At 56.9% G+C, this 14534-nt stretch carries 13 protein-coding genes, 1 tRNA gene and 1 pseudogene; 12 read left to right on the top strand and 3 right to left on the bottom strand.

All coding sequences use genetic code 11. The annotated features are described in order from the left end of the window. The 11 genes and pseudogenes from ACP7E3_RS07340 to ACP7E3_RS07290 all read left to right on the top strand — a co-directional run. A pseudogene (locus tag ACP7E3_RS07340) lies at positions 1-195 on the top strand (lysozyme); the annotation flags it as partial. Then, on the top strand, positions 192-698 hold the full coding sequence (locus ACP7E3_RS07335) for a lysis system i-spanin subunit Rz (protein WP_426122712.1): 507 nt from the start codon (positions 192-194) through the stop codon (positions 696-698). The pseudogene ACP7E3_RS07340 and the gene ACP7E3_RS07335, both read left to right, overlap by 4 nt. A gap of 138 nt (positions 699-836) precedes the next feature. Continuing rightward, a tRNA-Pro gene (locus ACP7E3_RS07330) sits at positions 837-905 on the top strand. A gap of 593 nt (positions 906-1498) precedes the next feature. Beyond that, positions 1499-2731, top strand: a complete 1233-nt coding sequence (locus ACP7E3_RS07325) for an MFS transporter (RefSeq protein ID WP_046382729.1) — start codon at positions 1499-1501, stop codon at positions 2729-2731. A 13-nt stretch (positions 2732-2744) separates the two neighbouring features. Further along, positions 2745-3662: a LysR family transcriptional regulator gene (locus ACP7E3_RS07320; RefSeq protein WP_017847603.1), complete on the top strand. Its 918-nt coding sequence runs from the start codon at positions 2745-2747 to the stop codon at positions 3660-3662. A gap of 85 nt (positions 3663-3747) precedes the next feature. Beyond that, on the top strand, positions 3748-4392 hold the full coding sequence (locus ACP7E3_RS07315; RefSeq protein WP_046382730.1) for a DsbA family protein: 645 nt from the start codon (positions 3748-3750) through the stop codon (positions 4390-4392). A 67-nt stretch (positions 4393-4459) separates the two neighbouring features. Next, the gene (locus tag ACP7E3_RS07310; RefSeq protein WP_046385219.1) at positions 4460-5179 is read left to right on the top strand and encodes a TetR/AcrR family transcriptional regulator; all 720 of its coding nucleotides are present in this window, start codon (positions 4460-4462) and stop codon (positions 5177-5179) included. 294 nt (positions 5180-5473) lie between these two features. Beyond that, a complete protein-coding gene (locus ACP7E3_RS07305) occupies positions 5474-5956 on the top strand; it encodes a VOC family protein (protein ID WP_057005733.1) in 483 nt (160 codons plus the stop codon). Beyond that, positions 5953-7173, top strand: a complete 1221-nt coding sequence (locus ACP7E3_RS07300) for an FAD binding domain-containing protein (protein ID WP_426122708.1) — start codon at positions 5953-5955, stop codon at positions 7171-7173. The genes ACP7E3_RS07305 and ACP7E3_RS07300 overlap by 4 nt, the downstream gene beginning before the upstream one ends. A gap of 31 nt (positions 7174-7204) precedes the next feature. Next, positions 7205-7567: a DUF485 domain-containing protein gene (locus tag ACP7E3_RS07295; protein ID WP_057005731.1), complete on the top strand. Its 363-nt coding sequence runs from the start codon at positions 7205-7207 to the stop codon at positions 7565-7567. Then, positions 7564-9219 (top strand): cation acetate symporter, encoded by a 1656-nt coding sequence (locus tag ACP7E3_RS07290; protein ID WP_426122706.1) that lies wholly within the window; start codon positions 7564-7566, stop codon positions 9217-9219. Before ACP7E3_RS07295 ends, ACP7E3_RS07290 begins: the two co-directional genes overlap by 4 nt. A 148-nt stretch (positions 9220-9367) precedes the next feature. Here ACP7E3_RS07290 and ACP7E3_RS07285 read toward each other — a convergent pair whose 3' ends face one another. Genes ACP7E3_RS07285 through ACP7E3_RS07275 form a run of 3 tightly spaced genes read right to left on the bottom strand, consistent with a single transcriptional unit; the run spans position 9368 to position 13355 of the window. Then, positions 9368-11623: a molybdopterin cofactor-binding domain-containing protein gene (locus ACP7E3_RS07285; protein ID WP_426122704.1), complete on the bottom strand. Its 2256-nt coding sequence runs from the start codon at positions 11621-11623 to the stop codon at positions 9368-9370. After that, positions 11620-12084 (bottom strand): (2Fe-2S)-binding protein, encoded by a 465-nt coding sequence (locus tag ACP7E3_RS07280; protein ID WP_426122702.1) that lies wholly within the window; start codon positions 12082-12084, stop codon positions 11620-11622. The genes ACP7E3_RS07285 and ACP7E3_RS07280 overlap by 4 nt, the downstream gene beginning before the upstream one ends. Next, positions 12081-13355 (bottom strand): c-type cytochrome, encoded by a 1275-nt coding sequence (locus ACP7E3_RS07275; RefSeq protein WP_426122700.1) that lies wholly within the window; start codon positions 13353-13355, stop codon positions 12081-12083. The genes ACP7E3_RS07280 and ACP7E3_RS07275 overlap by 4 nt, the downstream gene beginning before the upstream one ends. 235 nt (positions 13356-13590) lie before the next feature. Here ACP7E3_RS07275 and ACP7E3_RS07270 point away from each other — a divergent pair, with 235 nt between their 5' ends. Then, positions 13591-14508 (top strand): LysR family transcriptional regulator, encoded by a 918-nt coding sequence (locus tag ACP7E3_RS07270; protein ID WP_426122699.1) that lies wholly within the window; start codon positions 13591-13593, stop codon positions 14506-14508. The last annotated feature ends 26 nt before the right edge of the window (positions 14509-14534 follow it).

Genomic DNA, 14534 nt, shown 5'->3' with positions numbered 1-14534 from the left:
CAAGACCTTCTGGCGCTGCAGCACATCCGCGAGTGCAGGGCTTTGCCCGACGTGGTGGCCGGGCGGATCGAAACGGCTATCGCGAAGTGCCGGAACATCTGGGCCAGCCTGCCCGGCGCGGGATATGGGCAGCGCGAGCATCGGCTTGAGGACTTGCTCAAGCAGTACCGCCTGGCCGGCGGGGTGATGTCGTGACGCCCGGGCAGATCCTGGCCGCGGTTCTGCTGGCGATGGCCATCGCCTTTGGCGGTGCCTGGCAGGTGCAGGACTGGCGTATGGGCAAGAAGCTCTCCGAGCAGGCCGGCCTGCACAAGGATGACCTGGTGGAGATCACCAATGCTGCCGCCGCCCAAGCGCGCGACGAGACCGATAAGCGCCTGGCCCTGGAGCAGCAGCTCGCCGGCCAGGACCAACAACACACCAGGGAATTATCCGATGCCCAACGCAACCAGGCTGCTCTGCGCGATCGCCTTGCCACTTCTGATGTCAGGCTGTCAGTCCTTCTCGACGCCGCGGATTCAGCCAGTGGCTGCAACGTGCCTTCCACCCCCGGCGCCGTCGGCGTGGTTCATGCAGTCGCGCGAGCCCAACTTGACCCAGCGCATGCTCAACGAATTCTCGCCATCACCGGTGACGGGGATAACGCCATAATCGCGCTGCGTGCGTGCCAGGCGTATGTGAGAGAAATTAAAAAGTAGGGGATTGTGTTCGTTCGGCAGAACGCCGGGGAAGGGGGCAGAAAAGGCTCAGTGACTTTACGAGTGACTTTGTAAAATACGGTTGCGCACTGTTGGGCATCGTTGCAGCGAGCGCCAAGCGCGAAGCCTTGTAGTTAGCGGGCTGTAGAGGTGTCCGCTTGCATGGGGTGCTAGGGGTCGAGTGTTCGAATCACTCCGTCCCGACCATATAATTTAACGACTTAGGCCAATGTTCACAGCATTGGCCTTTTTCGTGTGCGTGACATTTGCGTGACTTCTCTATTTTTCACGCCTGCTTCCCGCTCCAAATGGGAGATGCCGGGAAAACCAAAGGTCATTCGCCTCTTGCCGGTGTGGCCGCATTTTGAGCAGTCGCTTGCTTCATACGAGCAACGGTATTCAGCGCCGCAATCACACGAACATCCACTGCACTCGAGCGTGCATGTCTGGATCTGCTTGTCTTGGCCATTCCGCTTGATCAGGTAATTGGTGCGTCGTTCCAGCCGAAAGCCGGTTAGTTTCTCGGCCACCGTGTAAGTAGCCGGATCCCATCGGAAGTTGTATTTGGCCTTTGGATCATCGGCGAGTCAGTTTACTTGGCGCATGGCGATTCCTCGTCCTCGAATCAAGCGGGGGCGCTCACCGAGCCTGGGTATCTCTTGCGCAAGACGCAACGCGACGTTGCGTCCTGACCATATTCTCTCAAGATGCAGTGCCGCCTATGTTGTTGACCTGGAAAACATCAATGCGCGTGACTTTTTCTGAAGAGTCACCGCTGTCGAACCTCAGGAGTCTATGGCATGGGCGTTTCTACAAGAGATACAGCAGCGACGATACAAAAAGCGTCGATGACAAAGGGGCTCGTGCTTCTGTTTGCTTTTTGTTGCGGTGCCATCGTGGCCAACATCTATTACGCTCAACCGATTATCAGCTTGATCGCTCCGGATATCGGCATGTCGAGTGGACGCGCGAGTTTCATCGTTTCGCTGACTCAGATTGGTTATGCGCTCGGATTGTTTTTCCTGGTGCCCTTGGCGGATCTGGTAGAAAACCGTCGGCTGATGATCGCGACAATTGTGATTACGATCTTCAGCCTGGTAGCCGCCGGTTTGTCCAAGCAGCCGAGTGTATTTCTAGTGGTGTCGGCACTCATCGGTTTCAGCTCAGTCTCCGTGCAGATGCTTATCCCGTTGGCGGCACATCTGACACCGGAAGAATCTCGCGGTCGGGTAGTTGGCGGGATTATGGGTGGCTTGCTGCTAGGGATTCTGCTTGCGCGGCCGCTGTCGAGTCTGGTTGCCGATCATTTGGGCTGGCGGGCGGTGTTTATCGGGGCCGCCGCCTTGATGCTCGTTATCTCCATCGTGATTGGCATGACCATGCCTAAATGGCAACCGACCCATCGCGCGTCGTATGGTCAATTGCTGATGTCCCTGGGACAACTGTTTTGTCGCGAGCCCGTGCTGCGTCAGCGCGCGCTTTATCAAGGGCTGATGTTTGCGGCGTTCAGTTTATTCTGGACCGCTGTGCCGTTGATATTGAGTCGTGAGTTCGGCCTCACGCAAAGTCAGATTGCGATTTTCTCTCTGGTCGGCGCGATCGGTGCAATTGCCGCACCTATCAGTGGTCGACTCGCTGATGCAGGACATACTCGACGAGCGTCGCAGTTGGCCATGGTGCTGGGTATATTGAGTTTCCTACCGGCCTTCATCAATCCCTTCTACGGTGTGATTGGGTTAGCGGTCACCGGTGTAGCGCTGGATTTTGCAGTGCAAATGAACATGGTGTTGGGTCAGCGAGCCGTCTACGCCTTGGGCATTGCTAACAGAGGCCGTCTGAATGCGTTGTACATGATCAGTATCTTTATCGGTGGTGCAATCGGTTCTTCGGTGGCCAGTTCGCTTTATGAACATGCCGGCTGGTTGGCGATTGCTGCGGTGGGAAGCGGATTGTCACTGGTCGCTTTGGTCGTCTTCTCGGTGGTTTCTCGTCGGACCCGAACTGGCGCAATGCTCAAGATGAACAACGGGTGAGTCAAGGAGTGTCATGGACAAGCTGCTCGCATTGAAGATGTTCGTCCAGGCTGTGGATTCGAAGGGCTTTTCTTCTGCCGCTCGACAGTTAGGCCTGGCGACGTCTTCTGTGACTCGGATGATCGATGGGCTTGAGGCGGAACTAGGCGCTGTCCTGCTTAATCGATCCACGCGTCAAATCTCATTATCAGATGCCGGGGCCGCCTACTACTTGAAAGCGCGGGAGGTGCTGAATGCTGTCGCCGAGGCGGATGCCTCGGTCACTGACCGCGGGGAACTCCCTGCGGGCCATCTTCGTATTTCCGTGCCCGTAGCGCTGGGGCGCCGTCTGATTGCGCCGCATATTGCCTCGCTGTTGAAGCGATACCCTCAACTTGTGTTGGACATGACGCTCTCCGATGACATCGTCGAACTACTGGGGGAACGCGTTGATCTGGCGATCCGATTGGGATCGGCAGCAGCCATGGATGGTGTCGTCAGTCGTCCCGTCGGTCATTTCAGACGCCGGGTTGTGGCCAGTGCCGAGTACCTGAATGCACATGGTTTTCCTGAACATCCCATGGACCTCATGCAACACGAGTGTCTGCGTTTTAGTTACGGCCCAAAGCAGCAGGTGTGGACTTTCTTAAAGGAAGGTGAGGAGACTCGGGTACCGATTGAGGGGCGCTTCAAAAGCAACAATGCGGAAGTTTTACGTGAGGTTGCGCTGGCGGGTGGCGGGGTGGCTCTGTTACCTGACTGGCTCGTCAACGACGATATTGGCAGCGGTGATTTGACGTCATTGTTCGAGTCCTTTGTTATCAATCCGAACGATGCCAGTTCGGCCATTTCTGCGTTGTATCTTCCCAATCATCGTGGCTCCAAACGCGTCAATGCGTTTATCGATTTCATCAGCGAATTGCTCGGGCCTGAAGGCTTGGCCGAGCGCTGATCGCCTCATTGCTGTTTTCGCATGTTTGATCCACGACGTAACGAACCCCTTTCGCCGTGTGGCACGGCAGATCCCGGAGATTTGAATGAGCACTGCGACATTGCATTACGTCTACGACCCGTTCTGTGGCTGGTGCTATGGGGCGGCGCCGATGATCACGGCGGCCACCGCTATTCCTGGCCTGGAAATTCAGGCCCATGGCGTGGGCATGCTTTCGGGGGACAAAAGCAAGTTGATGTCGGGTGAGTGGCGCGATTTTGTTCGTCCTCACGAAGCCCGGATTACGGCATTCAGCAAACAGACCTTCGCGGACGCCTATGTTCAAGGCGTACTGGAACATGAAAATGTCCAGCTGGACTCTTCGCCACCGATTGCAGCGATGTTGACCGCTCAACAGCTGTCCGGACGTGGCATCGAAATGCTCAAACGCCTGCAAATTGCCTACTACCAAGAAGGTCAGGCCATTGCTGACCGAGGGGTAATCGCCGGCATTGCCAATGAGCTTGGGTTTGAACCCGAATCGTTTATGGCAACTTTTGATTTGATCACGGCAGACTCATTGCAAGACCACATCAAGCGCAGCAACGAGATGCTTGAAGCTCTGAATGCGCGCGGCTTTCCGGCATTTGCGCTGGAGATCGACGGCCAAATGGAAGTGTTGGCCATGGGGCATTATTTAAGCCGACCTGCGTTGTTCAAGAAGGATATTGAAAGTCGTCTGGCCAAATAGGTGTGGTTCATAGCCAGTGCATTCTTTTGTTTTGTATGATGCCTTAATGAAGCTCCAGCGAGGTGTTATGCAAGACTCAAAAGATAGAGACGAGAACGAGTCGGGAAAATCAGCGAAATCAGCAGACCCCGTCAAATCGACGACTCGACGCCTTTCGCCTGAGGTCAGGGAAAAGCAAATCGTGCAGAAAGCTATCGAGCATTTTGCGACGTGCGGATTCTCGGGCAGTACCCGTGAGCTGGCGCGACAACTGGATATTACCCAACCGTTACTCTATCGATATTTCCCCAGCAAAGAGGCACTGATAGACCGCGTGTACGACGAGGTATATCAGTGGGATTCCTCGTGGGAGGCGATGATCAAGGATCGCTCCGAACCCCTTCAGTCTCGCCTGGTTCATTTCTACACCTCATACGCTCGTGTGATTCTGCGGCGAGAGTGGATTCGTATCTTCGTATTCGCCGGGCTGACACGTGAAGGTATCAATGATCGGTATCTGGCTAAATTGCGTGAGCGGGTCTTCATCCCTGTCATTGCAGAAATCCGTCAGACTCATGGATTGGCTCCATCCTCAGGTGACACGATCAATGAAAAAGAGCTCGAGCTGATCTGGAGTCTGCATGCCAGCATTTTCTATATCGGTGTTCGCAAATGGATTTACGATCTTCCAGTGACTGAGGACATAGATGCGCTGATCGAGCAAATGGTCGATGCGTTCCTTAACGGCAGTCCCCACGTATTGCAGCAAGTCGATAACGATTTGGGTAAGAAGCCTCGCTTGAATTGATCGGTTTCGATTTCCTGTTTGTTGCCTCCTGATCGCCTATTTTGCCCTGCTTTTTTGTCGACCACTCATCACCTGTTTCAGCCTTCAACTGAGCGGGTGAAGAGGGGTTTCCGCGCACCATCCTGCTCTGAAAAGCCCTTTCCCAACGCCTGAAGCCCGTTCGCTGTTGGCGACGCCACCGCGTGGTTCAAGCCTGTCCTCAAAAATTTGATCCGCCACCTATTTACTTCAATTTCAGCTGGTCGTATTGTTTATCAACTGATAAATAAATACAAAAAAACTGTTGGAGGCACCATGCAAGTCGTGAAGCTCGCTCACTACTCGATCCGGTCGTTCGACCTGGAAAAGTCCAGTCGATTCTATGAAAGGGTCCTCGGTTTTACTCCTGGCTACCGGCCGCCATTCGATTTTCCTGGCGTTTGGTTGTACATGGGCGGTGATGAGAAGGACTTCGGCACGGTCCACATTATCGGGATTGATCCTTCCAATCCTGAAGGCCTGAAAAAATACCTGGGCGATAAAGAAATCCCGCTGACAGGCACTGGGACGGTTGATCACATTGCTTTTTTGGTCACCGGCCTGGTCGAGTTCTGGGACGTCTTCAAAGCCGAAGGGATTGCGTGGCGCGATCGCACCGTGCCGAGCCTAGGCCTGCATCAAGTGTTCATCGAAGATCCGTCTGGTGTCACCATCGAGCTCAATTTCCCGGCCTCCGAGATCGATGCTGTGGGTTCTTACGCCTCCCATGCCTCTGCAACGGTGGGAGAGCAGCCATGATGAACGCCTCGAACAAGCCCCGCGCCATAGTCGTGGGCGGCTCGCTGGGCGGCCTGTTTGCAGCAAATATGCTGTTGCGCAACGGTTGGGACGTTGAGGTCTTCGAACGCGTTCCGGATGAACTCGCTGGACGAGGCGCAGGGATCGTTACACACCCTGAGTTGTTCGAAGCGATGGCCGCAGCGGGAATTCCCCTCGACGCATCGGTAGGTATCGATGTGCTGTCGCGCGTCACTTTGGCCCAGGACGGCGAAGCCGTACTTGAGAATGCGCTTCCACAAACGTTGACCGCGTGGGGGAAGATGTACCAGGTGCTTCGCTGTGCATTCCCAGACTCACGGTATCGCTGCGGTGGCAGTGTGGTGTCGGTCGAAAGTACTGAAACCCATGCCAGCGTGACATTGGCCGATGGGACGACTCATCAAGCAGACGTCATTGTTGCGGCTGATGGGTTTCGGTCGACGATTCGCCAACATTTTTTACCCGATGTGCATCTGCAATATGCCGGCTATATCGCCTGGCGCGGGTTAGTCGATGAAAGTGCTCTGTCTGACGCTGCCCACGCCACACTTTTCGATAAATTCGCGTTTTGTTTGCCCCCGCATGAGCAGATCTTGGGGTATCCAGTTGCCGGGCATTCCAACAGCACCCTTGTCGGCGAGCGCCGTTACAACTTCGTGTGGTACCGCACCAGCGATGACGATGACTTGAAGGATTTGCTGCGTGATGAAAGCGGTAAACAGTTTGAAGGCGGAATTCCTCCGGCGCTGATACGTCGTGATGTGCTCGACAATATGTACAAGTCCGCAGAGACATTACTGGCCCCGCAGTTTGCCGAAGTCGTTAAGAAAGCTGCTCAGCCGTTATTCCAGCCAATTTACGACCTGGAAGTACCGAAGATGAATTTTGGCCGTGTCGCGTTGCTCGGCGACGCGGCATTCGTGGCGCGTCCCCATTGTGGGATGGGCGTTACCAAGGCCGCCGGTGATGCGTTGGCAATCGTGGACGCACTTGCGCGACATGCAACGGTTGAAGAGGCATTGGCGGACTACAGCGAGCGGCGCTGTCGTTTCGGCGCGTCGATTGTTCAGCACGCCAGGCATCTTGGCGCGTATATGCAGGCGCAACTGAAAAGCGAGGAAGAGCGTGACATGGCGGAGTTGTACCGGACTCCGGAAGCCGTGATGCGTGAGACTGCAGTGCCCGTGAAGTTTTAACTCAGCCACAAGCCATTTGCTGGAGATCACCATGGAACATACATATCCGCAAGACGGTGGCCCGACCATGTCCGCTGAACAGGTTGACGACACTATTCAAAACCCGATTCTCGAAAATACGGAGTTTCGTGCTTTGGTAAAACAGCGCCGACTATTTTCGTGGAGCATGACGGCGCTTATGCTCGCCGTCTATTTTGGTTTTATTCTTTCCCTGGCCTTTATACCTGCCCGTTTGGGTACGCCTATCACAGAAGGGCAGCCGATGACGTGGGGCGTGCCAATCGGTTTTGGAATGCTCGCTTTCACGACTCTCCTCGTTGCTGTCTATGTCTGGCGCACTAACACCTGCTACGACCCTAAAATAAAAACAATTATCAGGAGCTTCAACAAATGAAGCGTCTACTTATTACAATCTCCGCCATGCTTGCTTCGGTAACGGTATACGCGGCCGATCTCCCTGGCGCCGTACAAAAACATAATCCCATTGCCATCGGCATGTTTTTGGCCTTCGTTATTTTCACGCTGTTCGTCACCCGCTGGGCGGCACGCAAAAACAATAGCGTCGCGGATCACTATGCCGCAGGAGGAAAAATCACCGGCTTCCAGAATGGCTGGGCTATCGCTGGCGACTACATGTCTGCGGCGTCTTTGCTGGGCATCTCCGCCTTGGTTTTCACCAGTGGATTTGATGGGCTGATTTACTCGATCGGCTTCCTTGCCAGTTGGCCGATCATTCTGTTTCTGATTGCGGAGCCACTGCGAAACCTGGGGCGCTACACCCTGGCGGATGTACTGTCCTATCGGTTGAAACCGCGGCCCATACGGGCATTTTCAGCCTCCAGTTCCATTGTGATCGTGTTGCTTTACCTGGTTTCTCAACTGGTAGGTGCCGGAAAACTAGTGGAGTTGCTGTTTGGTTTCGATTACACCGCAGCAGTGCTTCTAGTGGGCACGCTAATGGTGATTTATGTTTTCTTTGGTGGGATGTTAGCAACCACCTGGATTCAGATTATCAAGGCCGTATTACTGCTGACCGGCTGCGTCTTCATGGCTTTCATGGTGCTGTCCCAATTCGGATTCAGCCTGAACCAGCTGTTTACTCAAGCGACCCAGGTGCATCCTTCCCATATAGCAATCATGAGTCCAGGCGGTCTGATCAGCGACCCGGTGTCTGCGATTTCCCTAGGCCTGGCGTTAGTCTTCGGCACGGCAGGCCTTCCACATATTCTCATGCGGTTTTTCACTGTCGGTAACGTTAAGGCCGCACGCCAAAGTATTCTTTATGCCACCGGTCTTGTCGGCATAGGGTATGCCCTGATCGTAATCATCGGCTTCGGCACTATCGCCTTGGTTGCCAGCAATCCGGCCTATCACGATGCATCAGGGGGAATATCAGGCGGCGTTAATATGGTTGCGATTCACCTCGCACACAACGTAGGCGGTAATGTGTTCCTAGGGTTTATGTGTGCTGTGTCGTTCTCGACGATATTGGCGGTGGTGGCTGGGCTCACCCTTGCAGGCTCGTCTGCTGTTTCGCATGACCTCTATGCACATGCCTTGCGCCGGGGCACCGCCAGCGACCGTGAAGAGATGCGCGTCTCTCGCGTTACAACCATCGCGTTGGGGGTGTTGTCGATTCTATTGGCCATTGCTTTTGAAAAACAGAACATCGCATTTATTGTGAGCTTAACGTTCTCCATCGCCGCAAGTTCCAACTTTCCCGTGCTGTTATTGTCGATTTACTGGAAGGGCCTGACGACACGTGGCGCCGTGATTGGCGGATCGCTGGGGCTGGTATCAGCCATTACCCTATGCGTTCTTAGCCCGACTGTGTGGGTCAAGATCCTCCATAATCCGCAAGCCTGGTTCCCATACGAATATCCGGCCTTGTTTTCCATGGCCGTAGCATTTGTCGGTATCTTTTGGTTCTCTATTACCGATCGCTCGGTCAGTGCCATAGGTGAGCGCAATCGATTCGAAAATCAGTTGGTCGATTCTGAACTGGGTACGCCGGCAACATGGAGAGCGCTGCTGAAGGCTGATTGATTCGGGTTATTAGTGTTCGCGTTAACTAGTTGCTGCATGAACTCCAGGCGCTCACGAGCGTGCGCCTGGCTACCGATTCAGACGTTTCGCCGGAATCGGGTGGCTTACTTTTGGCTGAAGGGCATAACGTCGACACCGCCCGGATCGGTCATGACCCCAGGGCATCCTGCCAGCCACGTCGTGCCAGGGGCAGATCGAGCAAACGCTTGCCGGTGGCATCGTTGATGGCATTGCCCAGTGCTGCGGCCATGGGGCCCTGGACGATTTCCGCGGCACCCAGAAATGGCTGATCCGGCTGATCAATCATGTGGACCTCGACCTGTTGCGGTAAATCCGGAAAACGCATGATCGGATAGCCGCTCCAGTCGAAGCTGTGCATGCCGCTGGCGTCATAGAGGATTCGTTCATAGAGCGTCCAACTCGCGGACTGCACGATGCCCCCCTGGATCTGATTGAGCAGCCCGTCGGGGCTGACAATTTGCCCCACGTCGACGGCGGCGACTACGCGATCGATCATCACTTGCCCGGTCTGGCGCTGCACATGCAACTGCACGGCGATCGCGCAGTAACCCATGATGTTTTTGTAGCGGGCAAAGGCGAAGCCGATTCCGCTGCCGGGTCCCGTTGCTTTGTGCGGCCAGCGGAACTCACCGGCCACGCGCTCCACCACCGCCCGTGCTCGCGGATCGCTCAAGTGATTCAGGCGAAATTGCACCGGGTCGATGGTGGCCCTAGCCGCCAGTTCATCGACGGTGCTCTCGATGGCGAACACGTTGATATGGGCACCGAGCGAACGCATGGCCGAGGTCCTGAATGGCATGGTCAGCACAAAGTTCATGTCGACCTTCAGGTTGGGTATCTCATACAACGGAACGGCATTACGGTCGCCGTCACCTTCGGGCTGAGCAATCGGCACCGAAGGTGCCGGGGTGAAGGGATTGGCCAACAGCCACGCCGGCAACAGGCGCCCGGCATTGACGATACGTTCGTTGTGCGGGGTGCTCCAGAGCTCGTATTTCCAGTCGCGAAGACGCCCACTGTCGTCCAGCCCCGCTTCCACCTCGGCAAGCATGGCCGAGCTGTACGGCTCCCAGAGGTTTTCCTGTTCGCGCATCCATTGCACCCGAATCGGCTTGCCGGGAATGGCCATGGCAATCAGCGCGGCATCGGCGGCGGCGTCATCGGCGCCATTGTGGCCATAGCAACCGGAACCTTCAGCGTGGATGCAACGCACCTGAGCCACTGGCAGGCCGACCATCTCGGCGATACCCGCGCGCAGAGGGTAGACACCTTGGGTATGGGTCCAGACGGTCAATGTTCCATCCTTGAACCAGGCCACTGCGCAGGAGGGCCCGATGGAGCCGTGCATCAGGTATTGCTTGGTCACCCGGGCCTTGTAAGCACGCGGCAGCGGTTGCGGGAGGTCACCCTTGGCGCTCACCGGATAGCGCCGCGCCGGTAATTCGGTGAGGAGTTGATGGATGTGTGTCGAGTCAGGCAGCGGGTTACCTTCTGTCCAGCGGGCCTTGGCGTAGCCTTCGCGCATCGCTTTGACCGCCAGCCATTCGTCGGTGGCGACCACGGCGAGGTAGCTGCCATTGCGGACCAGTTTCACCTCGCCGGGAAGTTGCCTGAGGGCGGCCTCGTCGATCTCCAGAAGCTGACTGCCGCGCCGGGGCGGGCGTATCACCCGGGCGTGCAGCATATCGGGCAGCCGCATGTCCTGCACATAGGCCGCACCGCCGCTGACTTTGGCCGGGATGTCCAGCCGAGGCAACGATTTGCCGATCAGGGTGAAAGTGCCAGCGGGCTTGAAGGGCGAGTTGGCCGACGCAAAGCGATGCAGTTGAACCCCCACCACTGCCTGTGCGTAGGTCATGCTGCGGCCTTGTGTATCGTAGATCACCGCATCCCGCGTGGTCAGGCTGTCGATGCTGCGCTGCCATTGCCGTGCTGCGGACTCGAGTAACAACTGCCGCACCTGGGCCGCGGCGTTGAACAGTGCAGTGCCGCTGTCGACGATCGTATGGCTGCCGGCGGTGTAACCCTCATTGGGTGTCAGTGCGGTGTCGGCAGTGAGAAAACGGATGAGCCCAGGTGACACTTCAAGGCGTTCGGCGGCGATCTGCAGGAGCGCAGTTTTAACACCCGTGCCCAGCTCCACTTTGCCGGTGTAGACGGTGATGCCATCTTTCGCATCAATGCGGATCCAGGCGTCCAGATAGGGCGTGGCCCGCAGGCTGCCGGGCAGATCAGGCGCCAGGATTGTCGTACCCAAGGTGTCCACCTCGGTGTCAGCGAAGGCCCGGGGAATACCTGGAAGCATCGCGAACCCCATCACCAAAGCCCCGTTTATCACGAAGGCGCGGCGGCTCAGATTGACGTTTTGCGTGGGGGTTTTCATACCTTGCCTCCCTGCGCGACAACCGACTTGATCGCGGCGAAGATCCGCACGTGGGTGCCGCAGCGGCATAAATTCGGTGCCATGTGGCGGCGGATCGTTTCATCGTCCGGATGAGGGTTGGCCTCCAGCAGCACCTGCGCCCTCACGATCATTCCCGCGATGCAATAACCACACTGGGCGGCCTGTTCATCGATAAAGGCTTTCTGCAACGGCCCCGGTTGGTCGACGCTGCCCAGGCTCTCGACGGTGCGTACCGATTTGCCCGCCAGTGCGCCGCACGGCGTCAGGCAGGAAAACACCGGCTTGTCGTTCACTAACACGGTGCACGCGCCGCACTGACCCAGGCCGCAGCCGTATTTGGCGCCATTGAGCCCCACCTGGTTGCGCAAGGCATATAGCAGGGGCATGTCGTCCGCGATGTCCAGTTCGTGAGTCTTGCCGTTGATGTCAAGTGTGATCACGGTTGCTGCTCCTGAGCCCGAATACTTTTGATTGTCTTGTCGAGATCCGTCCAGGGTCGGTTTGCACAGCTTTCATTGCGCAAGTACTCGGCAAGTGCGGCCACATGGGTGTCGTCCAGGTTGTGGGCGAAGGCAGGCATGTAGTGGCTGGAAGCGGCGCTGGACATCGGAATGCCCTGCAGGATGGTCTGGATCAAATTGCGTGGCGAGTCCGCCCTCACCGCCGAGGTGTTCGCCAGTGCCGGCCGCGATTCAATGACGCGCATCGGCGCCGCGCGGCCATGGCAACTCGCGCAGGCCCCCTCGAACAACGCGGCGCCCCGCAGCGCCGTGGCGCTGGGCTTGACCCCAGAGGTGCAGGGCGGCGATGGGGCATCCGATGAAGTTTTCTTGAGGTCAAGAATGTACTGCGCGATGGCATGCGCGTCTTCCGCCGGCAATTGCGCGATGCTCAGGCTGACCGGCAACATCGGGCCCGCCGCTGCGCCATGTCCTTCGGCGACCTCGCCCGTCAGATAGGCGACCAACTGGGCCTCATTCCAGGGGTGTTGTGCCTCGGTCATTCCGCGCAGGGCAGGAGCTGTCCAGCCGTCGACGACGCCACCGTTGAACAGTTCGCTGCCTCTCTCCCCACCAATCAGATTCAGGGGCGAATGGCACGACGAACAGTGCCCCGCGCCCTCGACCAGATAACGTCCGCGGTTCCATTGTGCTGATCGGTTGGGAAGTGGTTCCAGCGGATCCCCATGCAGGAACAGTAAGTTCCAGAAAGACACCAGCGGACGGAAGTTCATGGGGAAGACCATATGATTTTCCGGTGCGGTGTATTTGATCGGGTCCACGCTCATCAGGAAAGCATAGGCGTCGGCAATATCGGCATCGCTCAGCTTCCGGTAATGCACGTAGGGGAAGGCCGGATAGAGAAAGTGGCCGTCACGCGCGATGCCTTCACGCATGGCCCGTTCAAAGGCGTCCAGCGACCACTGACCGATACCGGACTGCGGGTCCGGGGTGATGTTGGTGGTGAAGAGGGTTCCGAAGGGCGTTACCAGCGGCAAACCGCCGGCCATGTAGGCGCCCCCTGGCCGTGTGTGACAGACCGCACAGTCGCCCGCTTCGACCACGCGGCGGCCTCTGTCCAGCGTCTCGCGATCAGCATTCAGGTGTTGGCTGACAGTGGCAATTTCCGGCCTCCACATCATCCAGAACGCAAAGCCTAACCCCGCGACGCCGATTGCCAGAACGGCACCGATGATCGTCTTGCGCTTCATCGCCTTACCTCTCGAGCTGAATTAACGACAGATTTTTCAATCCGCCGCGTGCGATGGGCGGCGATTTTCCATGTCGTGAGCTTAGAGAGGGCGCTTGTGATGGAGTACCCCATCAAGGCGCAACGCTACATTGCGCCAGGCGCAACGGCGGCAGAATTAACAACCGTTAACTCGCGCAGGGTGCGCCGATGTCCAAAGATAGGCGCTCAAGGAGCGTAATGACGGAAGGGGTTTCATGGACAAGCTGCTCGCACTGAAAATATTCATCCAGTCAGTAGATTCCAAAGGCTTTTCGTCTGCCGCCAGGCAACTCAATCTGGCGACCTCTTCAGTCACCAGAATGATCGACAGGCTTGAGGATGACCTGGGTGCCGTGCTGCTGAATCGCTCTACCCGGCAAGTCACGTTGACCGATGCCGGTAGTGTGTACTACCTGAAAAGCCGGGATATTCTGAGCGCCATGGCTGACGCCGACGAGTCAGTTTCGGACCGCGGTGAAGTGCCCGCGGGACAGTTGCGTATCTCCGTGCCCGTGGCGTTTGGACAGCGTCTTATTGCCCCTCATATCGGCGCGCTTTTAGCGCGCTATCCCCTGCTCGTACTGGATATGACGCTATCGGACGACATCGTCGATTTGCTCGGCGAACGCATCGATCTATCGATCCGGCTGGGGTCGCCAGCGGCGATGGAAACGCTGGTCAGCCGCTGCATCGGCAACTTTCGCCGCCGCGTAGTCGCCAGCGCCGAGTACCTGAACGCTCGAGGATTTCCCGACCGACCCATGGACCTCATGCAGCACGAGTGCATGCGCTTCAACTATGGCGCGCCACAGCAGTTCTGGACATTTACAGAGCAGGGCCAAGAGCTGCGCGTGCCCGTCGAAGGGCAATTCAAGAGCAACAATGCCGAGGTCCTGCGCGAAGTGGTGCTGGCCGGGTGCGGGGTGGCGCTGTTACCCGATTGGTTGGTCAATGATGACGTCGACAGTGGTCGACTCACTGCCTTGTTCGACGCTTTTGTCGTCAATCCGAACAGCGCCAGTTCAGCGATCTCGGCTTTGTACCTGCCCAATCATCGCGGCTCGAAACGTATCAATGCGTTCATTGATTTCCTCACCGAATTGCTCAAGTCGCAAACACAGCCGACGACGTGATCGGTGCATCGTTGCGTTTTGCGAAA

The sequence above is a fragment of the Pseudomonas sp. PSPC2-3 genome, from assembly GCF_049898265.1.
Taxonomy (GTDB): Bacteria; Pseudomonadota; Gammaproteobacteria; order Pseudomonadales; family Pseudomonadaceae; genus Aquipseudomonas; species Aquipseudomonas veronii.
Note: the sequence above shows the minus strand (reverse complement) of the source record. Positions and strands in the feature narration are given on the sequence as shown.

Excerpts from the sequence above, each read along its gene's own strand:
- ACP7E3_RS07325 (WP_046382729.1), top strand. The coding sequence starts at position 1,499 with ATGGGCGTTTCTACAAGAGATACAGCAGCGACGATACAAAAAGCGTCG.
- ACP7E3_RS07320 (WP_017847603.1), top strand. The coding sequence starts at position 2,745 with ATGGACAAGCTGCTCGCATTGAAGATGTTCGTCCAGGCTGTGGATTCG.
- ACP7E3_RS07315 (WP_046382730.1), top strand. The coding sequence starts at position 3,748 with ATGAGCACTGCGACATTGCATTACGTCTACGACCCGTTCTGTGGCTGG.
- ACP7E3_RS07310 (WP_046385219.1), top strand. The coding sequence starts at position 4,460 with ATGCAAGACTCAAAAGATAGAGACGAGAACGAGTCGGGAAAATCAGCG.
- ACP7E3_RS07305 (WP_057005733.1), top strand. The coding sequence starts at position 5,474 with ATGCAAGTCGTGAAGCTCGCTCACTACTCGATCCGGTCGTTCGACCTG.
- ACP7E3_RS07300 (WP_426122708.1), top strand. The coding sequence starts at position 5,953 with ATGATGAACGCCTCGAACAAGCCCCGCGCCATAGTCGTGGGCGGCTCG.
- ACP7E3_RS07295 (WP_057005731.1), top strand. The coding sequence starts at position 7,205 with ATGGAACATACATATCCGCAAGACGGTGGCCCGACCATGTCCGCTGAA.
- ACP7E3_RS07290 (WP_426122706.1), top strand. The coding sequence starts at position 7,564 with ATGAAGCGTCTACTTATTACAATCTCCGCCATGCTTGCTTCGGTAACG.
- ACP7E3_RS07285 (WP_426122704.1), bottom strand. The coding sequence starts at position 11,623 with ATGAAAACCCCCACGCAAAACGTCAATCTGAGCCGCCGCGCCTTCGTG.
- ACP7E3_RS07275 (WP_426122700.1), bottom strand. The coding sequence starts at position 13,355 with ATGAAGCGCAAGACGATCATCGGTGCCGTTCTGGCAATCGGCGTCGCG.
- ACP7E3_RS07270 (WP_426122699.1), top strand. The coding sequence starts at position 13,591 with ATGGACAAGCTGCTCGCACTGAAAATATTCATCCAGTCAGTAGATTCC.